19 protein-coding genes are annotated in these 21,142 nt (G+C 39.9%); 11 read left to right on the top strand and 8 right to left on the bottom strand.

Going from position 1 to position 21,142, the window contains the following annotated elements:
• The first annotated feature begins 25 nt into the window (after window positions 1-25).
• From CYP28_RS08595 to CYP28_RS08580, 4 genes are read left to right on the top strand one after another with little or no spacing between them, the layout of a single operon-like run.
• Window positions 26-271: a CBU_0592 family membrane protein gene (locus CYP28_RS08595; protein WP_103593869.1), complete on the top strand. Its 246-nt coding sequence runs from the start codon at window positions 26-28 to the stop codon at window positions 269-271.
• Window positions 268-1,236 carry an agmatine deiminase family protein gene (locus CYP28_RS08590; RefSeq protein WP_103593868.1) on the top strand — a complete coding sequence of 323 codons (969 nt, stop codon included), beginning with the start codon at window positions 268-270 and terminating at the stop codon, window positions 1,234-1,236. Before CYP28_RS08595 ends, CYP28_RS08590 begins: the two co-directional genes overlap by 4 nt.
• Before the next feature lie 2 nt (window positions 1,237-1,238).
• Entirely contained in the window at window positions 1,239-2,165 is a 927-nt protein-coding gene (locus CYP28_RS08585; protein ID WP_103593867.1) for a cation diffusion facilitator family transporter, read from the top strand.
• Window position 2,166: 1 nt separating this feature from the next.
• A complete protein-coding gene (locus CYP28_RS08580) occupies window positions 2,167-3,039 on the top strand; it encodes a carbon-nitrogen hydrolase (RefSeq protein ID WP_103593866.1) in 873 nt (290 codons plus the stop codon).
• 26 nt (window positions 3,040-3,065) lie between these two features.
• On the opposite strand, the gene CYP28_RS08575 is transcribed toward CYP28_RS08580, so the two are convergent.
• Genes CYP28_RS08575 through CYP28_RS08560 form a run of 4 tightly spaced genes read right to left on the bottom strand, consistent with a single transcriptional unit; the run spans window position 3,066 to window position 6,278 of the window.
• A complete protein-coding gene (locus CYP28_RS08575) occupies window positions 3,066-3,731 on the bottom strand; it encodes a phosphate ABC transporter ATP-binding protein (protein WP_103593865.1) in 666 nt (221 codons plus the stop codon).
• On the bottom strand, window positions 3,700-4,557 hold the full coding sequence (locus CYP28_RS08570) for a PstA family ABC transporter permease (protein ID WP_103593864.1): 858 nt from the start codon (window positions 4,555-4,557) through the stop codon (window positions 3,700-3,702). The genes CYP28_RS08575 and CYP28_RS08570 overlap by 32 nt, the downstream gene beginning before the upstream one ends.
• Entirely contained in the window at window positions 4,544-5,401 is an 858-nt protein-coding gene (gene pstC, locus CYP28_RS08565; protein WP_103593863.1) for a phosphate ABC transporter permease subunit PstC, read from the bottom strand. The genes CYP28_RS08570 and pstC overlap by 14 nt, the downstream gene beginning before the upstream one ends.
• A gap of 4 nt (window positions 5,402-5,405) precedes the next feature.
• Window positions 5,406-6,278: a phosphate ABC transporter substrate-binding protein gene (locus CYP28_RS08560; RefSeq protein ID WP_103593862.1), complete on the bottom strand. Its 873-nt coding sequence runs from the start codon at window positions 6,276-6,278 to the stop codon at window positions 5,406-5,408.
• Between the two features lie 321 nt (window positions 6,279-6,599).
• Here CYP28_RS08560 and CYP28_RS08555 point away from each other — a divergent pair, with 321 nt between their 5' ends.
• Both CYP28_RS08555 and CYP28_RS08550 read left to right on the top strand, forming a co-directional pair.
• Window positions 6,600-7,541: a TAXI family TRAP transporter solute-binding subunit gene (locus tag CYP28_RS08555; protein WP_072594373.1), complete on the top strand. Its 942-nt coding sequence runs from the start codon at window positions 6,600-6,602 to the stop codon at window positions 7,539-7,541.
• A gap of 90 nt (window positions 7,542-7,631) precedes the next feature.
• Window positions 7,632-9,698 carry a TRAP transporter permease gene (locus CYP28_RS08550; RefSeq protein ID WP_103593861.1) on the top strand — a complete coding sequence of 689 codons (2,067 nt, stop codon included), beginning with the start codon at window positions 7,632-7,634 and terminating at the stop codon, window positions 9,696-9,698.
• A 166-nt stretch (window positions 9,699-9,864) separates the two neighbouring features.
• Here CYP28_RS08550 and CYP28_RS08545 read toward each other — a convergent pair whose 3' ends face one another.
• From CYP28_RS08545 to CYP28_RS08535, 3 genes are all read right to left on the bottom strand, one after another.
• Window positions 9,865-10,350, bottom strand: coding sequence for a tetratricopeptide repeat protein (locus tag CYP28_RS08545; RefSeq protein WP_054196802.1), 486 nt, complete (start codon window positions 10,348-10,350; stop codon window positions 9,865-9,867).
• 73 nt (window positions 10,351-10,423) lie between these two features.
• A complete protein-coding gene (locus CYP28_RS08540; protein WP_180997943.1) occupies window positions 10,424-11,086 on the bottom strand; it encodes a M48 family metallopeptidase in 663 nt (220 codons plus the stop codon).
• Window positions 11,062-12,381 (bottom strand): MATE family efflux transporter, encoded by a 1,320-nt coding sequence (locus tag CYP28_RS08535; protein WP_103593859.1) that lies wholly within the window; start codon window positions 12,379-12,381, stop codon window positions 11,062-11,064. Before CYP28_RS08535 ends, CYP28_RS08540 begins: the two co-directional genes overlap by 25 nt.
• A 102-nt stretch (window positions 12,382-12,483) precedes the next feature.
• Between CYP28_RS08535 and abc-f the strand changes: the two genes are divergently transcribed.
• The 5 genes from abc-f to CYP28_RS08510 all read left to right on the top strand — a co-directional run bounded on the left by abc-f (window position 12,484) and on the right by CYP28_RS08510 (window position 19,951).
• Window positions 12,484-14,415 carry a ribosomal protection-like ABC-F family protein gene (gene abc-f / locus CYP28_RS08530; protein WP_103593858.1) on the top strand — a complete coding sequence of 644 codons (1,932 nt, stop codon included), beginning with the start codon at window positions 12,484-12,486 and terminating at the stop codon, window positions 14,413-14,415.
• A 1-nt stretch (window position 14,416) separates the two neighbouring features.
• Window positions 14,417-14,635, top strand: a complete 219-nt coding sequence (locus CYP28_RS10425; protein ID WP_180997942.1) for a hypothetical protein — start codon at window positions 14,417-14,419, stop codon at window positions 14,633-14,635.
• Window positions 14,636-14,927: 292 nt separating this feature from the next.
• Window positions 14,928-16,442 (top strand): DKNYY domain-containing protein, encoded by a 1,515-nt coding sequence (locus tag CYP28_RS08520; protein WP_103593857.1) that lies wholly within the window; start codon window positions 14,928-14,930, stop codon window positions 16,440-16,442.
• Window positions 16,439-17,884 (top strand): DKNYY domain-containing protein, encoded by a 1,446-nt coding sequence (locus CYP28_RS08515; protein ID WP_103593856.1) that lies wholly within the window; start codon window positions 16,439-16,441, stop codon window positions 17,882-17,884. Before CYP28_RS08520 ends, CYP28_RS08515 begins: the two co-directional genes overlap by 4 nt.
• A 126-nt stretch (window positions 17,885-18,010) precedes the next feature.
• Window positions 18,011-19,951 (top strand): BCCT family transporter, encoded by a 1,941-nt coding sequence (locus CYP28_RS08510; RefSeq protein ID WP_103593855.1) that lies wholly within the window; start codon window positions 18,011-18,013, stop codon window positions 19,949-19,951.
• A 357-nt stretch (window positions 19,952-20,308) separates the two neighbouring features.
• Here CYP28_RS08510 and modD read toward each other — a convergent pair whose 3' ends face one another.
• Complete coding sequence (gene modD / locus CYP28_RS08505; RefSeq protein ID WP_103593854.1) at window positions 20,309-21,142, bottom strand: ModD protein; 834 nt, start codon at window positions 21,140-21,142, stop codon at window positions 20,309-20,311.

Below are 21,142 nucleotides of genomic sequence, written 5' to 3'. Positions count from 1 at the left end.
TTTAAGCTTACAAAAAGGATAAAATTTGATCGATCTTTTTCAGATCATCGGTTTTTTAGGGATGATTTGCATCGTGATGGGCTACTTTTTACTTCAGATTGGCCGCCTAAATAGCCACGATATAGCCTATCAGATAATAAATTTAGCAGGTGCGGTGCTGCTTATAATCTCGCTTTTTGTACACTTTAACCTCGGCTCATTTTTGATAGAGGTCTTTTGGATAATCATTACGATTTATGGAATTTATAAAATTTATAAGGAGAGAGTGTGAGAGCGTATGCAGAGTGGGAGGAGCAGGAGCTTTTGTTTTTATCGCTGCCACATAGTAAGAGCGACTGGGAGCCTTATTTAGAGGAGATTTTGGCGGGCTATGAGGAGCTTGTGGCTGCTGTTACGCCCTATGAAAAGGTGGTACTCATCTGCCCTGATGAGACAAATTTTACTAGATTTAAGAAATTTAAAAATGTTGAGTTTGTAAAGCTTGAGACTGACGATACTTGGATCAGAGACTACGGCATGATCGACGTTTGTACCAAGGACGGCGTAAAGAGCTATGACTTTAAATTTAATGCTTGGGGCGGTAAATTTAAGAGCTCAAAAGATGATGCGATAAATTTAGAGCTAGCTAAAATTTACAAGACTAAGCTTGAGCCGGTTGATATGATACTAGAGGGCGGAAGTGTCGAGTTTAATGGAGATGGCGTGCTTTTAACCACCTCAAAATGTCTGCTAAATGAAAATAGAAACAAAGCGCTTAGCAAAGAGCAGATCGAAGAAAAGCTAAAAAATTTATTTGGTCTAAAGCGTATCATCTGGCTTGAAAATGGCTTTATAAAAGGCGATGACACAGATAGTCACATCGACACTTTAGCGCGCTTTATCACGACTGATACGATAACTTACGCAGCTTGCGAAGATGAGAGTGATGAGCACTTTGAAGAGCTAAAAAGGATGGAGGTTGAGCTTAAAAAAACTGGCTTTAAGCTGCTTGCTCTGCCGCTACCAAAACCTAAATTTTATGATGGCAAAAGGCTTGGCTGCACCTATGCAAACTTTATCTTTATAAATGGTGCGCTAATCGTGCCAACATATAATGACGAAAACGATGAAAAGGTGCTAAATTTACTAGCCAAGGCACTGCCAGATAGAAAGATCATCGGTGTAAATTCGTTAGTTTTTGTCCGTCAAAATGGCTCGCTTCACTGCTCAAGCCAAAATAGATATAAAAGGGCTTAGCCTTGTCAAGTCCGTTTGATTATGAGTTTAACAGTATAAATAAGCAGGAGTGCACGCAGGGCGAAAATAAGGCAGTTATCGCAGCTGGAGCTTGCGCCTTTTTGCTCGCACTTGTGAAATTTACAGCTGGGCTTTTTAGCGGCTCGGTCGCCGTGCTTGGCTCGGCGATTGACTCGATGCTTGATTTTATCGTTTCGCTTTTAAATTTATTTGCACTTAGAAAGTCAAGAAAGCAAGCCGATGAGAGATTTAACTTTGGCTACACAAAGCTAGAGGCGTTAGCAGCGCTATTTGAGTGCATCATCATCGTGCTAGCGGCAGGCTTTATATTTTATGAGAGTGTTAAGAAATTTAGCGAGCCAAATTTAGAGATAGATCTTGGCTTAAGCCTCGGCGTGATGATATTTTCGGTTGTGGTGACGCTATGTTTGGTGCTATTTTTAAACCAAATTTCTAAAAAAAGTGGCAACCTTATCATAAAAGCAGACGCGCTGCACTATAAGATCGACCTTTTTAGCAACCTTGCTGTCATTATTTCGCTTCTTGTCATTAAATTTAGTGGATTTGTGATGATAGATGCGATCTTTGGCATCGTGATAAGCGGCTACATCGCTCAAAGCGCTATAAATTTAGGTAAAGACGCCTTTGGCATCTTGCTAGATCACGCAGCAAGCCCTGAAGTCACAGATGAGATCATCAAGATGATAAAGGCAAAGCAGAGAATTTCAGACTTTCACTACTTAAACACAAGACAGAGCGCAAATACAATATTTTTAACGTTGCATTTAGTTTTTGACAAAGATATCTCGCTTTACGACGCACACGAGGTGGCCGACTCGCTTGAAGCTGAGATAAGAGAGAAATTTAGGGATTATTCGTGGCAGATAACCACACATTTAGACCCATATAACGACAAAGAAGGGAAATGAGATGAAAGTAGCACTACTTCAACAAGAATTTAAAGGGACAAAAGAGGCAACCATCGCAAAGACGCTTGAGCTAATATCTGAGGCAAAAAAAGATGGTGCCGATCTAGTCGTCTGCCAAGAGCTGCACCAGACGCAGTACTTTTGCCAAAGCGAGGATACAAATTTCTTTGATCACGCAAATGACTGGCAAGATGACGTCGCTTTTTGGGGCAAGGTGGCTAAGGAAAACGGCGTAGTTTTAGTCACTTCGCTCTTTGAAAAGAGGGCTGACGGACTTTATCATAACACCGCCTTTGTCTTCGAGCGTGACGGCAGCGTAGCTGGCAAATACCGAAAAATGCACATCCCTGATGATCCTGGATTTTACGAGAAATTTTATTTCACGCCTGGTGATATCGGTTTTGAGCCTATTGAAACTAGCCTTGGCAAGCTTGGCGTTTTGGTCTGCTGGGATCAGTGGTACCCAGAGGCAGCTAGGCTGATGGCGCTAAAAGGGGCAAAAATTCTTATCTATCCAACGGCTATTGGCTGGTTTGAGGGCGATAGCGAGGATGAAAAGTCAAGACAGCTTGAAGCGTGGGTGGCAGTGCAAAGAGGCCACAGCGTGGCAAATGGCCTGCCAGTGGTCGCAGTAAATCGTGTGGGCTTTGAAAAAGATGATAGCGGCGTGATGGATGGGATCAAATTTTGGGGAAATAGTTTTGTTTTTGGGCCACAAGGCGAGGAGCTTTTCCGTGCAAATAGCACAGATGAGCTATGTAAGATCGTAGAAATTGATATGAAAAGAAGCGAAGAAGTGCGCAGAATTTGGCCATTTTTAAGAGACCGCAGGATCGATGCCTACTCAAATATCACAAAAAGATTTATCGACTAAAATTAGAGCTAGAATTTCTAGCTCTTTTAAAATGTAAATTTCTTATCCACTATGTGGACTATCTTGCCGCCAAGCCTTTTTGCCTGCTCTTCGTTGTGCGTGGTGATGATGATCGTATATTTTTTCGATAGGCTTTTTAAAAGCTCCTCTACGATCAAGACATTTTTCATATCAAGTGACGAGCAAGGCTCGTCAAGCATAAGCACTTCAGGCTTTGTAGTTAGCATCCTTGCGATGCAAAGTCTTTGCTTTTGACCGCCTGAGAGTTTGCTAGCTGGCATATCAAGGCCCTTTATCTCATCAAGTAAATTTACGCTTTTTAGTAGCTCTTCTACTCTTTTTTGCTTATCTTTTATACTGCCCTCATAAAATTCCATCGCATAGGTCAAATTTCTCTCGACACTAAAAGGAAAGAGCGTGGCGTCTTGAAAGAGTATAGCTAGCTTTCGTCTTAGCCAAATTTCGTCCTTGCCTTTGATATTTTCGCCTTTAAATAAAATTTCTCCGCTATATCTGCCGCCTTTTTGCTCTAAAAAGCCATTTAGTGCTGAAAGAAATGTCGATTTGCCACATCCTGAGCTGCCCATTAGGCAGATGATCTCATTTTGTGTGACGTCTAAATTTAGATCTTTTAAAATTTCATTCTCTTGGTAAAAGATACTAAGCTCTTTTATGTTTAAAATATCTGGCAATTTTCTCTCCTATATCAAATAAAACTACGGCTGAAAGCAGGTGCAAAATGATAAGTATAAAAATGAGCACAAGCGCCGTGGCGTAGGCATTTTGCGTTGCGACTGACTGACTTAAGAGCATATGCAGGTGAAAAGGCAGCGCCATAACTGGCGAGAGCAGCCCCTCTACTTTTGCCATGAAGACGACACCAGTTAAAAGTAGTGGCGCAGTTGCCCCTATGGCGTAGCTGCCAGCTAGTATTAAAATAGATATGATATTTTTTCTAATAGCTGGCAAAACCAGCTTTCTAGCCATGAAATTTTTATCAACGCCAAGCGCGAAGCTATCTCTTAACATCTTCTCATCGATCTGCGAGATCACCTTTTCTGTGCTAACTTCAACAAATGGAAAGACCATCAAAGCAAGCGTAATACTAGCTGTTAGTAGGCTCTTTGGGATATCAAGACTAACGATAAAAAGCCCATAAACAAACATCCCAAGCAAGATAGAGGGTATGGAGGCCATCGTTTGGATGATAAATTTAAGCCCAAGCTTGATCGTGCTAGAAGTGCAGTAAATTTGCCTATAAATGGCGCAGCTAACGCCAAGAAGTGCAGAAAATATCATAGATAGTATCATCAGCAAAAATGAGCCTATGATAGCGTCTCTTATGCCACCACTCTCACCTAAATTTAAACCTTGTGGGTTTTTGGTAAGAAAGTCTAAATTTATCTGAGAGATGCCATTTGCAAAGATGAAATAAAATATCCAAAATATCACCGCAACCACTATAAATACGCAAAGATAAGCGTAAAATTTGACTATAAAATCTTTAAAAGCATTCATTGTTTTTCTCAAATTTAAAGATAAAAATATTTAGCATAAAAATAAAAACAAGCAGGACAAATCCGCTTGCAATAAGAGCGTGATAGTGCAGGCTGCCAGCCTCGCTCATGCCCATTTCAAGGGCTATTAGAGATGGTATGGTCTGAGCTTTTGAGAGCAGGTGTGGAAAAAGTGGGGTGTTGCCTATGACCATCATCACGGCCATCGTCTCGCCAGCTGCTCTTGAAAATGCGAGTATAAAGCCTGAAACGCTAGCTTTTATAGATTTTCTAAAAATGACTTTTCTTATAAAATATCCTGTGCTTACGCCAAGCGCATCTGAGTTTGTTTTGAAATTTTGCTTTAGCAGATCTACACTTTGGAGCAAATGTGAGGTAAAAAATGGCAGTATCATGACGCTAAGGATGAGACTAGCTGCCAAGACCGACTCGCCAGCAGACATTTTTAGTCCTGACTCTAAAATTTTTACAACCGTGTAAAGCGCGAAAAATCCATAGATGATAGAGGGTATGCCAGCTAGTATTCGTATCATCCAGTCTAGCACGTGCCTAAGCCAGGCGCTCGCAAAAAAGCATATAAATATAGTAACGCCAAGCGAGATGAAAAATGAAAATATGCAAGCTAGAAATGCAACTGCGAAATTTGCGACTAGGATATTAAATAGTCCAAAGCTAAAAGGCTCTGTGCTAACGTCCCAGTCGCCATTTAGCAAAAAGTCAAAAAGGCTTACTTCTGCAAAAAAACTCGTGGAATTTAGCAGTAAAAACCCCACGAGTAAAAGCAAAAGCATGGCGGATAAAAGTGTGAAAGCATATACCCCGCCTTTAAAAATTTGCCCTGTCATTAGACTATTTTACTGGTATAAATCCCATTTTTTCGATAGTCTTTTGACCTTCGGCTGAATTTAGAACGTCTACAAAAATTTGCTCGCTCTTGCTTAGATCGCCACTTTTTACGATGATAAGCGGACGAGAGATGTAGTATTTGCCATCAACTATATTTTTCACAGTTGGCTCCACGCCGTCAACGTTTAGTGGTATTAGCTTGCCTTTGTTTTGGTTTGTGATGCCAAAAGATGCGTAGCCAATAGCATTTTTATTTTCGATGATCTTTGAGACAAGCGCGCCCATCGAAGGTGATTGGATGACGTTTTTACTAACTTTGACATCTTTCATGATCTTTTTTTGAAATACCTCGTGAGCACCGCCGCCAAGATCTCTTGTAACTACGACTATTTCGTCATTTGGTAGAGACTTGTCAAGGTCACTCCACTTTTTGTACTCGCCTGAGAAAATTTTGACGATCTCATCTTTACTTAAATTTCCACCTTTTAGTTTTATCACCTCATTTTCTGGGTTTACAGCCACGCAAAGTGCGTCTATGCCAAGCGTGTAGGCTTTCATATCCTTTATTTTTGCTTTTTCACTATCTTTTACGTCGCGAGCTAGCATGCCAAAGTCAGCGACATGATCAAGCACGGCTTTCACGCCAGCACCAGAGCCGCCAGCTGAGACAAAAATGGTGATATTTTTGTTTGGTAAAGTGCTATCTACTTTGTCCCAAGTCTCGTATTTTTCGATAAAATCGGTTGAAATTTTAGCGATGACTGGAGCTAGAGTAGATGAGCCACTAAAGCTAACTTGCGTTTTTTCGTCCGCACCAGAAGCAAAATTTAAAGACAAAAGCAGCATTGAAGCGGCCAACATAAGTGATTTTTTCATGAATTCCTCCATAAATAAATTTTTGATTGTTATTAACATTTGTAAAAGCTATTGATTAGTTGTAAATTTGCAACAGTTTTTCTAAAACTTAGAACTGCGGTGGATTATACAATAAAAAATGATATTTAAATAGCCGGTTTATCAAATTTATTTTGGCTGATAAAGAAATATAAATTTAATCTTAAGAAAATATTTTTTTAAGTCTTGATTGTGTAGAATGGTTGCAACTTTACCAAAACGGCATGAAAATATCATATTAAATAAGGTAAAAAGCTAAATTTATAGAATAAAATAGCCTTAAATTTCTTGAAAGGATCTTAGATGAAAACTACTTCTTTGGCACTTGCTGGCTTGCTTTTAGCAACAACTCTTTCAGCAAAAGAATTTATCAGTATCGGTACTGGCGGCATGACAGGTACTTATTATCCGATAGGTGGAGCGATTTGCCGTTTAGCAAACAAAAATACTAATGTAAAATGCTCGGTCCAATCAACTGGTGGCTCAGTCTATAACGTGAATAACGTTTTGAAAAAAGAGCTTACATTTGGCTTTGTTCAAAGTGACGTTGTCTATGATAAATTTAATGGCACTGGCAAATTTGACGGAGCAAAAGATGAAAATTTACGCTCAGTAGTTGCTATCTATCCAGAGCTTCTTGCATTTGTTGTAGCAAAAGATAGCGGTCTAACAAGCGATCTTGCTTCATTTGCAGGCAAAAAATACAATGTCGGAAACCCAGGCAGCGGCAATGAAGTAAGTACGCTTGAAGTCTTTAAAGCAAAAGGCTTTGACGTTTCAAAACTAGGCTACCGCGGCGTTTTAACAGTTGGCGAATGCCCGCACGCACTAAAAGATAAAAAGATAGACGGATATAGCTTTGTCGTCGGCCACCCAACTGCAAACATCACTGATGCTGCGACATCTTTGCCCATTGATATCCTAAACATCGAAGGTAGCGAGATCGATAATCTTCTTAAAGAGAAGCCATATTTTGCAAAAGGTGTGATCCCAAAAGGCTCATATGATGGCGTAGATCACGATGTAAATACTATCGGCGTAAAAGCTGTTTTGGTAACTAATAAAGACACAAAAGATGAGGCTGTAAAGGCTGTGATAAAAGCTATTTTAGACAACTTTGATGAGTATAAAACCCTTCACCCAGCACTAAAATCAGTAAATAAAGAAGATCTCGTCCAAGGTCTTTCAGCTCCGCTTCACCCAGCTGCAGAGGCTGCGTTTAAAGAGGCTGGTATCTTAAAATAATCCATCTCCAGGGGCTTTTGCCTCTGGATAAAATTTAAATATGCAAATTTCTTCTTTTAAATTTATATATTTAAATTTTAAAGGAGAGAGATGAACGAAGTCAAAGACAACGAAGAACAATTTGTCGAGGTAAAAACAAGAGAGATAAATAGCAATTTTTACAACTATTTCATTGCGATCGTATGCTTTTCTTGGTCAGTTTTTCAGCTTTATATAGCTTATTTTCCGCTTAATACAAATATTTCGCGCTCAATACACTTAGCCTTTGCGGTTGGGCTTGTATTTTTGCTTTATCCAGTCACTTTTCATAAAAAGGCACATTCTAGTTTGCCATTTTACGATCTAGTCTTTTGCGTGGTAGGCGTTATTGCTGTGCTTTATCCGGCGGTTTATTTTTATGAGCTAGCTGATAGGACAGGGGACTACATCACACAAGATATCGTCATATCGTTTTTAGCGATCATTGTCTTGCTTGAGGCTGGCAGGCGCGTAATGGGGCCAGCACTTCCAATTATTTGTATATTATTTTTGATATATGATCACTTTGGTCCTTACATGCCAGACATCATCGCTCATCAAGGTGCCAGCTTTGAAAAGATCGCAGGACATATGTTTTTGACAACTGAGGGTATCTTTGGTGTGCCTATCGGAGTTAGCGTTAGTTTTATCTATCTTTTTGTTCTTTTTGGCTCATTGCTTGAGAGGGCAGGTGCTGGACAATATTTCATAAATTTAGCTTTCTCTCTTCTTGGCAAATATAGAGGCGGTCCAGCTAAGGCTTCAGTCATCGCAAGTGGCCTAACAGGCATGGTTTCAGGCAGCTCCACAGCAAATGTTGTAACAGTTGGCACATTTACCATACCACTTATGAAAAAAGCCGGTCTTTCACGCACAAAAGCTGGAGCCATTGAGGTTGCAGCTGGCGTAAATGGCCAGCTTATGCCTCCGATCATGGGCGCAGCTGCTTTTATTATCGCTGAGTTTTTAGGCATGACATATACAAATGTCATGATGGCAGCGGTAATTCCGGCTTTTGCTTGCTATTTGTCACTATTTTTTATCGTTCATTTAGAGAGTGTGAAGCTTGGCTTAAAAGGTATAAATCAAAGCGAGTTTCACTCAAGATTTAAAATTTTTGTAAGCGGACTTCACTATATAACTCCGATTTTGATTTTGCTTTATACGCTATTAATCGCAAAAGAGTCAGCCATCGCTGCAGCATTTAATGCGATTGGATTTTTATTTTTAATAATGATCTTTCAAGAGCCAGTTAAAAAACTAGCAAGTGGCGAAAAAGTTGGAATAAATGATGTGTTAATAGGCTTTGAAGATATATTTTGGGCGATGGTTGCAGCCGCAAAAAGTATGACAACGATCGCCATTGCAACCGCACTTGCAGGTATCATCGTGGGCTCTATCTCTTTAACTGGCCTTGGTCAAGTTCTTTCAGATCTAGTTGAGCTACTTGCTGGTGATAATATAGTTATGATATTGCTTCTTACTGCGATGATGTCGCTAATACTAGGAATGGGTCTTCCAACGACGGCAAACTACATCGTAGTTTCAAGCCTTGTGGCACCTGTTATTTTATTTTTAGCGCACAAAAATGGCTTTTTGATCCCAGCCATTGCTGTGCATCTTTTTGTATTTTACTTTGGAATTTTAGCTGATGACACGCCACCAGTTGGTATCGCAGCTTATGCAGCAGCTGGTATCGCGAAAGCAAATCCTATAACCGTTGGCGTTCAAGGATTCTTTTATGATCTAAGAACGGCGATCTTGCCATTTGCATTTTTCTTTAACAACAAACTTATGCTAATAGAAAGCGTAAATGAGGGTGACCCGCTTGATTCAAAAGGAATAGTCTGGATGAGCAATCCACTTGAAATTTTACTTGTCTTTGGTATGGCGATCGTGGGAATGTTTGCATTTTCAAGCTTACTTCAAGGCTACTATGTCACAAAGCTTAGAATTTGGGAGCGTATTCTTTTGATCCCTGTTGTGCCACTAGCTCTTGTGCCAAATATATGTGCGAAATTTAATCTTATACCAAACGAATACACTGCTTATATCGTAGCTGCTGTACTTTATGGATTTGTTTTTATGACTCAATGGGGCATTAAAGACAAACCACTTGATCAAATAAAAATAATCTAATCTTAGGCAAGAGCACTCTTGCCTAAATTTCTAATATAAATTTTTTAGGGCTACCTTTATACTTTGAGTAATTTCTATTTAAAATAAGTGTTTTTTAGGATTTTTTGTTTAAGGATATTGGTGTAATAAATTAAATAAGAAATTTTTAGGCTCGAAAGCCTAAAAATTATAGTTGTTTTGAGCGCCTTAGATCGCCTGCAAATTCGCAAGACATCTTATCGCCTAATTCGCAGCCTTTTACTAAAAATTCATAAGCTTTTTTAAATTCTTTAGCCTCTATCAAGATAGAACCTACCATCTCGCAAGAATATCCATCATTCTTCTCACAAGCTTTGTTAAAAAGTTCTCTTGCTTTTTGTGGCTCAGTATTTAGATAAAGTCCACCAGCTGCCGAGCAACCTTCAACCTCGCCAGCTTCGCAAGCTTTGTTATAGTACTCTAAGGCCTTGCTTGGATTAGGTAGAGCTGTTTTTCCTAGTTGGTAAATCGCTCCAACTTTTACGCAAGATTTTACGTCATTTGCCAAACATCCTGCTTCAAATTTAGCCAAAGCTTCTTTAAAATTTGAGCTCCCATATGCCTTTAGTCCATCTTCAAAGTTACCTGCAAAAGCACAAGCAGCTAATATTGAGATAAAAATCATTTTTTTCATTGAAATTCCCTTTTTTGTAAATTAACATGCAATTTTAGCATATTAATTTTTACACTTACTTGATGAAAAATAATTACGCTTTTAAAATTTGCTCTTGTTTTTTATAATCAGGCATGATTTTTTCTATAAAATCGTAAAAACTTTTTTGATGATGTGGATAGAGCATGTGTGTTAGTTCGTGAAGAACGACGTAGTGCACGGCTGAGAGTGGCTTTTCTATGAGTCTTAGGCTTAGGTTTATATAGCCTTTTTTATGATTGCAGCTGCCCCAGCGAGTTTTGCTATTTCGTATGACGATGCGCTTGATTGGCTTATTTATAAAAGGCTGAAAATGGCTTACAAGCTCTAAAAATAGCTCTTTTGCTCTTACTTTTTTAAAACACTCAAGGCTTTTTAAATTTGGCGTAAAGACAAACTCGCCATCAAAAAATGGCTCTTTAAAATTTTCATCAAATTTTATCTTATAAACTTGTCCAAGAAATTTCATCTCATCATCTTTTGGCAAATTTACAAGAGCTTTTTTGTAAGTATTTTCAAGCCAAATTTTATGCATCTCAAGAAAGCTAAGAGCCATCTTTTGTGTGCTGTAAAATGGCATAGATAGCGTGATCTTAGCGTCCTTGCCAACTCTTAAACGCATGGATTTTACATTTGTTTTAAAATTTATTAAAACGCTTAGCCCATAAAAGTCTAAATTTATGCTCTTTTGCTTTAAACTAGGCGTTTTTCTTGCCATTTTTTGCTTCTCCAACGCCACGTATTTGCAAGGCCTCTTAGCCATTCATCAGCACAAAACCCTATCCAAACGCCGATAATTCCCCAGCCAAGATAGATGCCTAAAAAATATCCAAGTGGCAGCGAAAGCCCCCACATAAAGATAAGCCCGGTTGCTAGTGGAAATTTTGCATCACCGCTTGCACGAAGGGCATTTACGATGACTATGTTAAAGGTTCTACCCGCTTCAAGAAATATCGAAAGTGTAAAAAGCGGTAGCATGATCGCACGTAAATTTTCGTTTAAATTTAGTGCGTCCATGATTTGATGCTTTAGCGCATAAGCTATAAGTACGACTACGAGCGTTATAAAAACGCCGAGTCTTAGCGCCTTAAATGTCCTTGTATAGGCCTCGTTAAACTCACTTGCTCCAACTAAATGTCCTACAATGACCTCGTTTGCCACGCTAATGCTTGCTCCACAAAGCAAGATAAGAAGCGTGATCTGAAAGTAAATGGTCTGCACGCTAAGGCTAGCCTCGCCCATGCTTGCCACAAAGCCAAAAGCGACCATGTATTGCGCCATCCAGAGTAAATTTTCGCCTGCGCTTGGAAGGCCGATTGAGAGGATTTTCTTTAAAATTTCAAATGGCACGACAAGTAGCTTTTTAAAGTAAATTTTAACTTTTGCCTTTTGACTTAGCATATAAGCTAGCACAAAAATGCCTACTAGTCTGCCAACAAGTGTCGAGATAGCGACTCCTTGTAGGCCTAAATTTGGCAGATTAAACCAGCCAAAAAGGGAGATAGCATTGCCTAAAATCGTAATTACGTTCATTAAAACCGAAGTTAGCATAACAGCAGTTGCTAGATTATATACGCGAAGCACCGCAGCTAGCACCATGCCGATACCATCAAAAAGTAGGGCAAAGCCAAGGATGTGAAGATATGAGAAGCTATCATTTATAAGCTCTTTTGGCACGTTTAGTAAATTTAAGATGTTGTAGCCAAAGACGTAGATGACGATAGCCGAGAAGATACCAAAGAGCGTATTTGACGTGATACTTGCGTGTATGACGTTTGAAGCAAGATCGTTCTTTTTAGCTCCCAGCGCTTGGGCTACTACTACCGAACAGCCAATGCTTAGAAAGTTAAAAATGGTCATAAAAAGATCCATCACTTGATTGCCAGCACCCATGGCACCAACTAGATGCACACTCACTTTTGTCACCATGTAGGTGTTGATGATGAGCGTAATGAAGTGTAAAAACATATCCAAAAATATCGGAACTACGAGTTTTCTCATAGATAAGTTCATTAAATTTTCCTTAATTATTTTAAAATTTTGGCGATTATAGCCAAAATTAGGTTTTAGCTCCCTTTTGATATAATCGCAAGAAATTTAAAAAATGAGAGAAAAATGGCATTAATCGACCTGATAGACGTAAGTAAAAAATTTGGCGCAAATGAGATTTTAAACGCTGTAAATTTTAGTGTAAATGAAAATGAAAAGATAGCGATCATTGGCAAAAATGGCAGCGGTAAAAGCACGCTTATGAAGATCATCTCTGGCGAGGTGGCAGCTGATAGTGGCAGACGCATAGTGCAAAGCCTAATAAGCGTCGAGATGCTAGCTCAAACTCCAAATTTTAACGCAACTTTTACCGTAAGGCAGGCGCTAAATAACGAGCTAAAAGAGATATTTGATGCGATAAGCGAATATGAAAAGAGCGGTGTTTTACTAGCAAATGACCCAGAGAACAAAGAAATTTTAAAAGAGCAAGAGAGACTTTTAAAATTTATAGAGGCAAAGGATGGCTGGAATATCGAGCATAAGATCGAGCGAATTTTGCAAGAATTTAAGCTAAAAGAGTATGAAAATAGGCCCATTTGCTCGCTTAGTGGCGGCGAGATCAGACGCGTGGCACTGGGTGCGCTCATCCTTAAAAAGCCAGATGTGCTGCTACTTGACGAGCCGACAAACCACCTTGATGTTTACATGGTCAAATTTCTTGAAGATATACTAAAGAGCTCAAATCAAAGCATAGTTTTTATAAGCCACGATAGGTATTTTATCGATGCACTGGCAACCAGGTGTGTTGAGGTTGAGGATGCAAGCTTAAAAAATTTCGAGGGTGGATATGCAAACTATCTAACCAAAAAAGAGGAAATTTTAGCAAGCCTTGCAAAGTCGCATGAGACGCTACTAAAACAGCTAAAGGCTGAAGAGGAGTGGCTAAGAAGAGGCGTGAAAGCTAGGCTAAAGCGAAACGAGGGTAGAAAAGAGCGGGTGCTCGCTATGCGCGAGGAGGCTAAGAAAAATCCAGGTGTGATAAGGCGCGTGAGGCTAGAACTTGAGCGTGCGAGTAAAAATTTCAACCAAACGCAGAGCCAAAACCGCAAAAAAATGCTCTTTGAGTTTAAAAATTTAAGCAAAAGCATAGATGGTAAGGTGCTTTTTGAAAAATTTGACGCAAGGGTCTTGCAGGGCGAGAGGATCGCCATAGTCGGACGAAATGGCAGCGGCAAAAGTACGCTACTTAAAATTTTGTTAGGACTTGAAAAGCCAAGTAGTGGCGAAATAAAAAGAGGCGAGGTGAGTATCGGCTACTTTGACCAAGCTAGAAATGTCCTTGATGATGACAAGAGTCTTATTGAGACATTTTGTCCAAATGGTGGTGATCACGTGCTGGTTCGTGGGCGAAATATACATGTTTATGGCTATCTTAAAAATTTCCTTTTTTCAAAAGAATTTTTAGATAAAAAGATAGGCGTTTTAAGTGGCGGCGAGAAAAACCGCGTGGCACTTGCACTTCTTTTTACAAAAACCTACGACGTGCTGGTACTTGACGAGCCGACAAACGACCTTGATATCGCAACTATTAATATTTTAGAGGACTACTTGCAAAGCTTTGAGGGAGCGATCCTGCTCGTTAGCCATGATAGATACTTTGTTGATAAGATGGCGAGTAAGCTTTGGGCGTTTGAAGGCGAGAGGATAAACGTTCTGCACGAAGAGTACAGCGTATATTTGGAGCTTGAAGATGAGCTAAAAGAGCTTGATAAGTTTGAAAAAGAGCTCTCAAATAGTCAAAATGAAGCCAAGCAAAAGAGCAAAACAGGCGCAAAGCTAAGCTACAAACAAACACAAATTTTAAACACATATCCAGATAAAATTTCAGCACTTGAAATAAGAATAACCGAGCTAAACGAGGCTCTAAGCGACCCTAAAATTTATCAAGAACTAGGTCTTACCACGCTTTATAACGAGCTAGAAGCAGCAAAAGCCGAGCTCGAAGAGCTTGAAAATGACTATTTTGAAGTACTTGAGATCGCCGAGGGGCTGGAGTAGCTTGAAAAAGATCGGCAGGATAAGCGCGCTAAATAGAAGAGTTGCTAGTCAAAATTTAGCCACAAGCATGAGCCTTTTGATAGGTAAAGAGAGATTTAGCGGGGTGTTTTCACCAGAGATAGAAAAATATGAAGTAGGCGTTCTAGTCGAGATAAAATATAAGAGGGTTGGATTTTTAAATAAGATAGAGAGCATTTGGCTCGTCGCAAAAAACAGCTAAGAGTCAGGGCTTTCTGCAAGGATCGAAAATTTATTTTATTTGCTTGTTGCCTTGTATCTTTGTTTTCTTGCTTTGGGAGTTATCTATTATGGGATCACATTGGAATTTAGCATTTATAGGCTTTTTGTTATGTTAGCAGCCGCTTGTTTTCTATTTTGGATGGGTAAATCCGCATATTTTAGGTTTTTAATTTTTAGATATTTTATATTTGGATAGGTACTTTAAAATTTAAATTTATGAAAGGTTTTTGCGCCATGATGAGGTCGCTAAATTTGTTTGAAATGGAGCTAAAATGCTAAAAAAACATCCGCTAATCACCACATTACTTGCCATAGTTGTGATATTTTTTGCTGTCTATTTTTTTATCTTTGGGTTAGCTACTATTTTAGATGACGACATTGGCGATAGTAAAGAGTTAAATAATAGCTTTTTTTACGTCAAAGATGACAAGGTCTATGCCATGGTGCCAAGCGGCGGTAAATTTGAGCTAATAGGCGTAAGGGCCAGCAAATTTAGATACATTGACACCGGAAAATACGACAACAGAAACGTTGGCGCTAGCGATGAGGCGGTATATTGTGGCAATCTCGTGATGAGCGGGCTTGATCCAAATGGCGTTAGAGCGCTTGGCAATGGCTACTTTGGCGATGGCAAGATCACATACTTTTGCGATAGCGTAAGCGAGACAAACCTTGAAATATCTGCACTTAAAGAGTTTTGGGATATCTTCTCACACAAAATGTTTAACACCCCAAAAGCGCAAACTCATATCTATAAATTTAGAGAGGTTGATAACGCAAATTTAGCAGCGATCTTGGGCTTTGGCTACGCAAGTGATGGTGTGAAGGTCTATCATGAGGGCAAAGAGCTAGATGGCGCAAATGCCAGCAAGATGCGTTATATCGAGCAGGTATCTGGCAGAAAGAGCGTGCATTTTACGACTGATGGGGAAAATGTCTATTATGACAGCACAAAACTTGGGATCAAATTTAGCCCGCAAATGCGTGATATTGGCGAGATATGGCGCATTCACTATCTTTATGAGCCAAATTCTGGCATGGTCTATGCAAATGACCATGAATTTGACCCCAAATTTGCCCCATACGAGCCACTTTTTAACCTAAAAGATGAGCACTCCTATCACGCTCTTTTTCGCGGTAAAGGCGGTATCTATCACTGGGAGCGAAAGTGGCAGTGGTATAACAGTATAGATGAGGGCGAGTTTGTAAGGGACGGAGATGATCCATTTAAAGGCGAGATAACGCCGCTATATGGCGACGTAGTAATAAGTGATGGCAAGACATATTTTTTAAAAACCTATGAAATTTGGCATAACACAAAAAATAACCACAGCCTAAGCTCACGCCACACTTGCATCGTAATGCTTGATACAAAAGAGCAGTGGCGAAAGATCGGCTTTGTAAGAAACGATAGCTACGGAGCGGTCTATGCAAACGGCGATAAGACCTATTATTTTGATAACGTCGGCTACGGCTGGCATTTTAACAGCAGCGTTTATGATATAAACGACCTTGGTGTGGTTGAAATTCTCACTCGTCCTTATGGCTCAAATGTTAAGAATTTAAAACTAGATGAGATAGTAAAAATGGTAGATCAAGGCGCTATGGTGCCAGCTGAGGGCGAGGTGGTGATCGATGCGATAAGCGACTTTGATGATTACTCGCAAAAATATGCTTACTGGATATTTTTAGCCATCGCATTTATAGTCTCGGTGGTTGGCGCTATTTTTAAAAACAAAAAGCAAAAAAACGAGCTTAAAAAAAGGGTGGATGACTATAGATTATGAGAAAAATTACTATTAGGTTTATTTATTTTTTAGTCATCTTGGCGCTATTTTTTGTTTTGGCGATGCTTTATCTATGGCATGAGGGCGAGTATCAAAGAAGCTTTGCAAACATTGATAATAGTGAGTTTTACCGCTCGCCTGAGGGTAAAATTTACGTTCAAATTTCAGGCAGTGGCAAGTATGAGCTAAAAGGCGTTGATGAAGCTAGTTTTAGGGTCTTAAAGCTAAAACACGCGTATGATTATTCAAACGTAGCGGCTGATAAAAATAGTGTCTATTGCGCTAGAGAAATTTTGCCTGGTCTTGATCCAAAAAGTGCCAAAGTACTTGGCAATGGCTATATAAGTGATGGCAAGATAAGCTATTATTGTGGCACTAGAAGCGAGAAAGAGGCGGGATTTAGCGAATTTAGTGCCATTATGAAAAACCTTGCTCACGTCTTTATAAAAAGCTACGATGATAGCTCATATTTTTATAGGACAAAAAGGGTTGAAAGCACAAATTTAGAGCCTATCTTTGACGCTGGCTTTGCAAGAGATGGCGGCACGCTTTACTACAAGGGCGAAAAGCTTGACGCGCAGCCTAGCGAGCTAAGATACATCACGACAGAAAATGGCGCTGCTAGCGGATATTACACAGACAGCAAAAGCTTGTTTATGGGCTTTTATAGGCTTGATGCAAGCTACTCAGATGGGACGCGCCAGATATGCTATGACCCAAAGCATGACATAGAATATCTTTTTGAACCAAAAAGTGGGGCGGCGTTTGCAAATGAGCGTAAATTTAGCGCCCAAAATATGCCTTATAGCGCCATTTATAGTGTGGATAACGTGCATTCGTTTTGGCCTATTTTTGCCGGTAAAGATGGAATTTACTTTTGGGATGGCAGTAAAAACGAACAAGCTAAAATTTCAGACTACCAGCTAAAAGGCGAGCTAAAAAGGCTCTATGCTGACGTTTTTGTAGATGAGAGCTCAGCGTATTTTTTACAGCAAGGCGAAGAGTGGCAGCGCTCAAAGCACGGCAGACACTTAGTGGCACAAACTGTCTCTTTATATAAATTTGCCCCAAGCTCATCATGGCGCAAGATAGAGTTGGTAAAAGATGGCGAGTATGGCGCAGTCTATGCAAACGGCGATAAGGTCTATTTTTTTAGCAGTATAAAGCCATTTTATGGCATTAGACATAGCGTTTATGAGGTGGCAGATCTTAGCGTCATAGAAATTTTAACAAGGCCGTCTAAAGAGCTTAGCACAAAAGATATCAGCGAGATGATAAAGCGCGGCGAGCTAATGGAGGCAAGCGGCGAAGAGGTCGCAAGGTCGAGGGTAGAGTTTGACTCGCCAAAGATCATCTTGTATGTCACATTTGGCATCGCTTTTTTCGTCATAGTGCTAACAACTCTTGCAAAACCAAAGAGAGATAAAAGCGACTTGAGATAAATTTCAAAGTGGCTATTTTTGGTGGCTAAAGCTTAAAATTTCATAAAAAATTTAAAGAGAAAATTTGACCTATTTACTCTTTTTTGTTAGTTTGAAAGGAAGCTGAAATTTACAAAAAGGAGAAAAATGTTCAAATTTCAAAGGTCAAAATTTAATAGTTCGGTATTTATCCCTTCGCTTGTCGTCATAGTTTTAATAACAGCATTTGCAGCGATATTTCCAAATTTCTCAAATGAGTTTTTTAAAGGTATGCAAAACTACATCGCAGCGAAATTTGGCTGGTTTTACATCCTAGTTGTCGCCGTCATACTTCTTAGCGTCATCATCCTTGGTTTTAGCAAGCTTGGTGAGATCAAGCTTGGAGCCGATCACGTAAAGCCAGAGCACAAAAATATCTCGTGGTTTTCTATGCTTTTTGCCGCTGGTATGGGCATAGGACTTGTGTTTTTTGGTGTGGCCGAGCCGCTCATGCACTATCTAAACCCACCAGTTGGCGACGCGCAAACTATCGCAGCGCAAAAGCTTGCGATGAATATCACATTCTTTCACTGGGGCATGGGCGCTTGGTCAGTTTATGCTATCGTGGCGCTAATTCTTGCTTTTTTCTCATATAGACACGGCTTGCCGCTCACGCTTAGATCGGCATTTTATCCGATAATCGGAGATAAAATTTACGGTAAGATAGGTAGCGCCATCGACACATTTGCCGTCGTGGCGACGCTATTTGGCGTGGCGACATCGCTGGGATACGGCGTACTTCAGGTAAATGCGGGACTTACACACGTTTTTGGGCTGCCGACCATGCATATCACGCTTTTAATAGTGCTTTGCCTAGCTGCAACCATCTCAGCGGCAAGTGGCGTGGATAAGGGCATCAAGATCTTATCAAACGCAAACATCGTGCTAGCTATATGTTTTATGTTTTTGATACTATTTTTGGGCGATACGACGCAGCTTTTAAAGTCGTTTGTGCAAAATAGCGGCGACTACGTCTCTACGCTCATTTCAAATACCTTTAACCTCTACGCCTACGAGAGGCAAAACGAGAGCTGGCTTGGTGGCTGGACGCTGCTATACTGGGCTTGGTGGCTATCTTGGTCGCCGTTTGTGGGGCTATTTATCGCTAAAATTTCAAAAGGTAGGACGATAAGAGAATTTGTGATCGGCGTGCTTCTCGTGCCAACTGGCTTTACCTTTGCTTGGATGAGCTTTTTTGGCAACTCAGCGATCGCGCTTGTGCAAAGTGGCTTTAGCGAGCTAGCGACCACGGTAAATTCTGACTCAGCCTCAGCACTTTTTATGTTTTTGGAGAAATTTAGCTTCTCAGGCGTGCTAAGCACGATCGCAGTCTTTATGATTGTCATATTTTTCATCACTTCTGCCGACTCTGCGGCGATCGTTATGAACATGCTTTGCTCAAACGGCAAGGACGATACACCAGTTTGGCAAAAGGTCTTTTGGGGCGTTACGGTGGGCGTCGTGGCGGCATTTTTGATGCTAGCCGGCGGTCTTGGCTCGCTTCAAGCTCTCACGATCACCACGGCACTGCCATTTTCGGTGGTGCTTTTGGGTGCGATTTTTGGGCTATTTAAAGCCTTGCGCGTCGATGTGACCAAAAAAGAGACAAATAACTTTAATAATATGCCTCTTAGCGATCTTTCAAAGCCTTGGCAAGAGCGACTAAGCGCGATCATCACGCTACCTAGCAAAAAAGACGGCAGTAAATTTCTAAACGAAGTCGTGCTAAAAGCCTTTAACGAGCTAAAAGAGGAATTTGCCAAAAACGGCCTTGAAGCAAATGTAACAAAAGCTGAAAATTTCGTAAATTTAAACGTCGGACTTGGCGACGAGATGGACTTTAGATACGGCGTATATCTCACCAAAAGCCAGAGCCCGGACTACACTAGAGAGCTTGAGGGCGACGATCTTTATTACAGAGCCGAGGTATATCTAAAAGAGGGCGGTCAAGACTACGACGTGCTTGGTTGGAGCGAGGCCACGCTGATAAACGACGTAATCGAGCAATACCGCAAACATATGCAGTTTTTGCATGTCGTTAGAAGGTAGGCTTGACTTAAATTTGCGTGGAATTTGAAAATTTCTAGGCAAATTATAAATCCTACTCACTCGTTATCGTTTGTTACTGAATTTAAAATCGTGATTTGCTTGCTTATAAATTTTAAAATTTGATTGAGTTTTATGCACATGGTGTAAAGCGAGATATAAGTGTCCTTATTTTTTAGAGAAAACAAATTAGAAAATTTAACTTTCTTAGTTTATGTTTTGCTTGTATCTATGAGATAAATTTAAAATAAAAAAAATGCTAATTTTTTGTTGCATATCGTCCAAATTCTAGAGCCAAAATACATTTTCTGCAAATTTTAACTTTGATAGATGTTTTGCTGTATCGGTCGTTGTAAAAATTTACAAAATCTCAAGTCTGGTGCTGATATCAGCAACGCCTTTTGAATACATCGCTGACGTTACTATCGCATCAGCATTTGCGTAATCTTTTGCATTTGATAAATTTATACCACCAGCTGCTAGGATAATGGTGTTTGGCGAAATCTCATCTCTTAAAGAGAGTACATTTTTGATAAGCTCCGGACTAAATTTATCGCACTGCACGACGTCGCAATTTGCTTTTAAAAGCTTGCTTACTTCGTCTAAATTTTCAGCTTCAATGCATACTTTTCGCTCAGCCATTTTTGCTTTAAACTCTGGCAAATGCGATAAAAATTTATCAAAGCTACCGTAGGCTTTCATGTGGTTTTTAAAAAATAAAATACTATCGCTAAGCCCAAGCCTATGGATGCCACCACCGCCTTCAAGTACGGCTTTTACGCAAAATTTCTTAGCAAACGGAAAACTCTTTCTAGTTGCCAACACTTCACATTTTTCATTGACGTACTTTGTGGCATTTACCATTTTATTTGTATAAGTTGCGATGGCACTGGCATATTCTAGTGCGACTTGAGCTAGTTTCCAGACCTTGTGTGCGCTTTCATAATCACCATAAATTTTTATAATTACATCGCCAGCCTTGCAAATTTGAGAATTTTGCACAAAAATTTCACTCTCACACCCAAGTAGCCTTGCAACACTTGCGGCCACATCAACGCAGCTAACACAAATTTCATCACGTGAATAAATTTCAAGTGAGGCATTTTTATCGATATTTTGAAGCGACGTAGTAAGATCAAAGTAAGGTACATCTTCATTTATATAGCTTAGAATTTCTGCGTCGCTAAGTGTCAT

Origin of the sequence: Campylobacter concisus (assembly GCF_002914195.1) — a bacterium.
Lineage (GTDB): Bacteria > Campylobacterota > Campylobacteria > Campylobacterales > Campylobacteraceae > Campylobacter_A > Campylobacter_A concisus_M.
This window is presented reverse-complemented; position numbering and strand designations above follow the sequence as displayed.

Bases quoted from the DNA above. Each gene is read 5' to 3' on its own strand.
- CYP28_RS08580 (WP_103593866.1), top strand. From the start codon at position 2,167: ATGAAAGTAGCACTACTTCAACAAGAATTTAAAGGGACAAAAGAGGCA.
- CYP28_RS08570 (WP_103593864.1), bottom strand. From the start codon at position 4,557: ATGAATGCTTTTAAAGATTTTATAGTCAAATTTTACGCTTATCTTTGC.
- pstC (WP_103593863.1), bottom strand. From the start codon at position 5,401: ATGACAGGGCAAATTTTTAAAGGCGGGGTATATGCTTTCACACTTTTA.
- CYP28_RS08560 (WP_103593862.1), bottom strand. From the start codon at position 6,278: ATGAAAAAATCACTTATGTTGGCCGCTTCAATGCTGCTTTTGTCTTTA.
- CYP28_RS08555 (WP_072594373.1), top strand. From the start codon at position 6,600: ATGAAAACTACTTCTTTGGCACTTGCTGGCTTGCTTTTAGCAACAACT.
- CYP28_RS08550 (WP_103593861.1), top strand. From the start codon at position 7,632: ATGAACGAAGTCAAAGACAACGAAGAACAATTTGTCGAGGTAAAAACA.
- CYP28_RS08545 (WP_054196802.1), bottom strand. From the start codon at position 10,350: ATGAAAAAAATGATTTTTATCTCAATATTAGCTGCTTGTGCTTTTGCA.
- CYP28_RS08540 (WP_180997943.1), bottom strand. From the start codon at position 11,086: ATGGCAAGAAAAACGCCTAGTTTAAAGCAAAAGAGCATAAATTTAGAC.
- CYP28_RS08535 (WP_103593859.1), bottom strand. From the start codon at position 12,381: ATGAACTTATCTATGAGAAAACTCGTAGTTCCGATATTTTTGGATATG.
- abc-f (WP_103593858.1), top strand. From the start codon at position 12,484: ATGGCATTAATCGACCTGATAGACGTAAGTAAAAAATTTGGCGCAAAT.
- CYP28_RS08520 (WP_103593857.1), top strand. From the start codon at position 14,928: ATGCTAAAAAAACATCCGCTAATCACCACATTACTTGCCATAGTTGTG.
- CYP28_RS08515 (WP_103593856.1), top strand. From the start codon at position 16,439: ATGAGAAAAATTACTATTAGGTTTATTTATTTTTTAGTCATCTTGGCG.
- CYP28_RS08510 (WP_103593855.1), top strand. From the start codon at position 18,011: ATGTTCAAATTTCAAAGGTCAAAATTTAATAGTTCGGTATTTATCCCT.
- modD (WP_103593854.1), bottom strand. From the start codon at position 21,142: ATGACACTTAGCGACGCAGAAATTCTAAGCTATATAAATGAAGATGTA.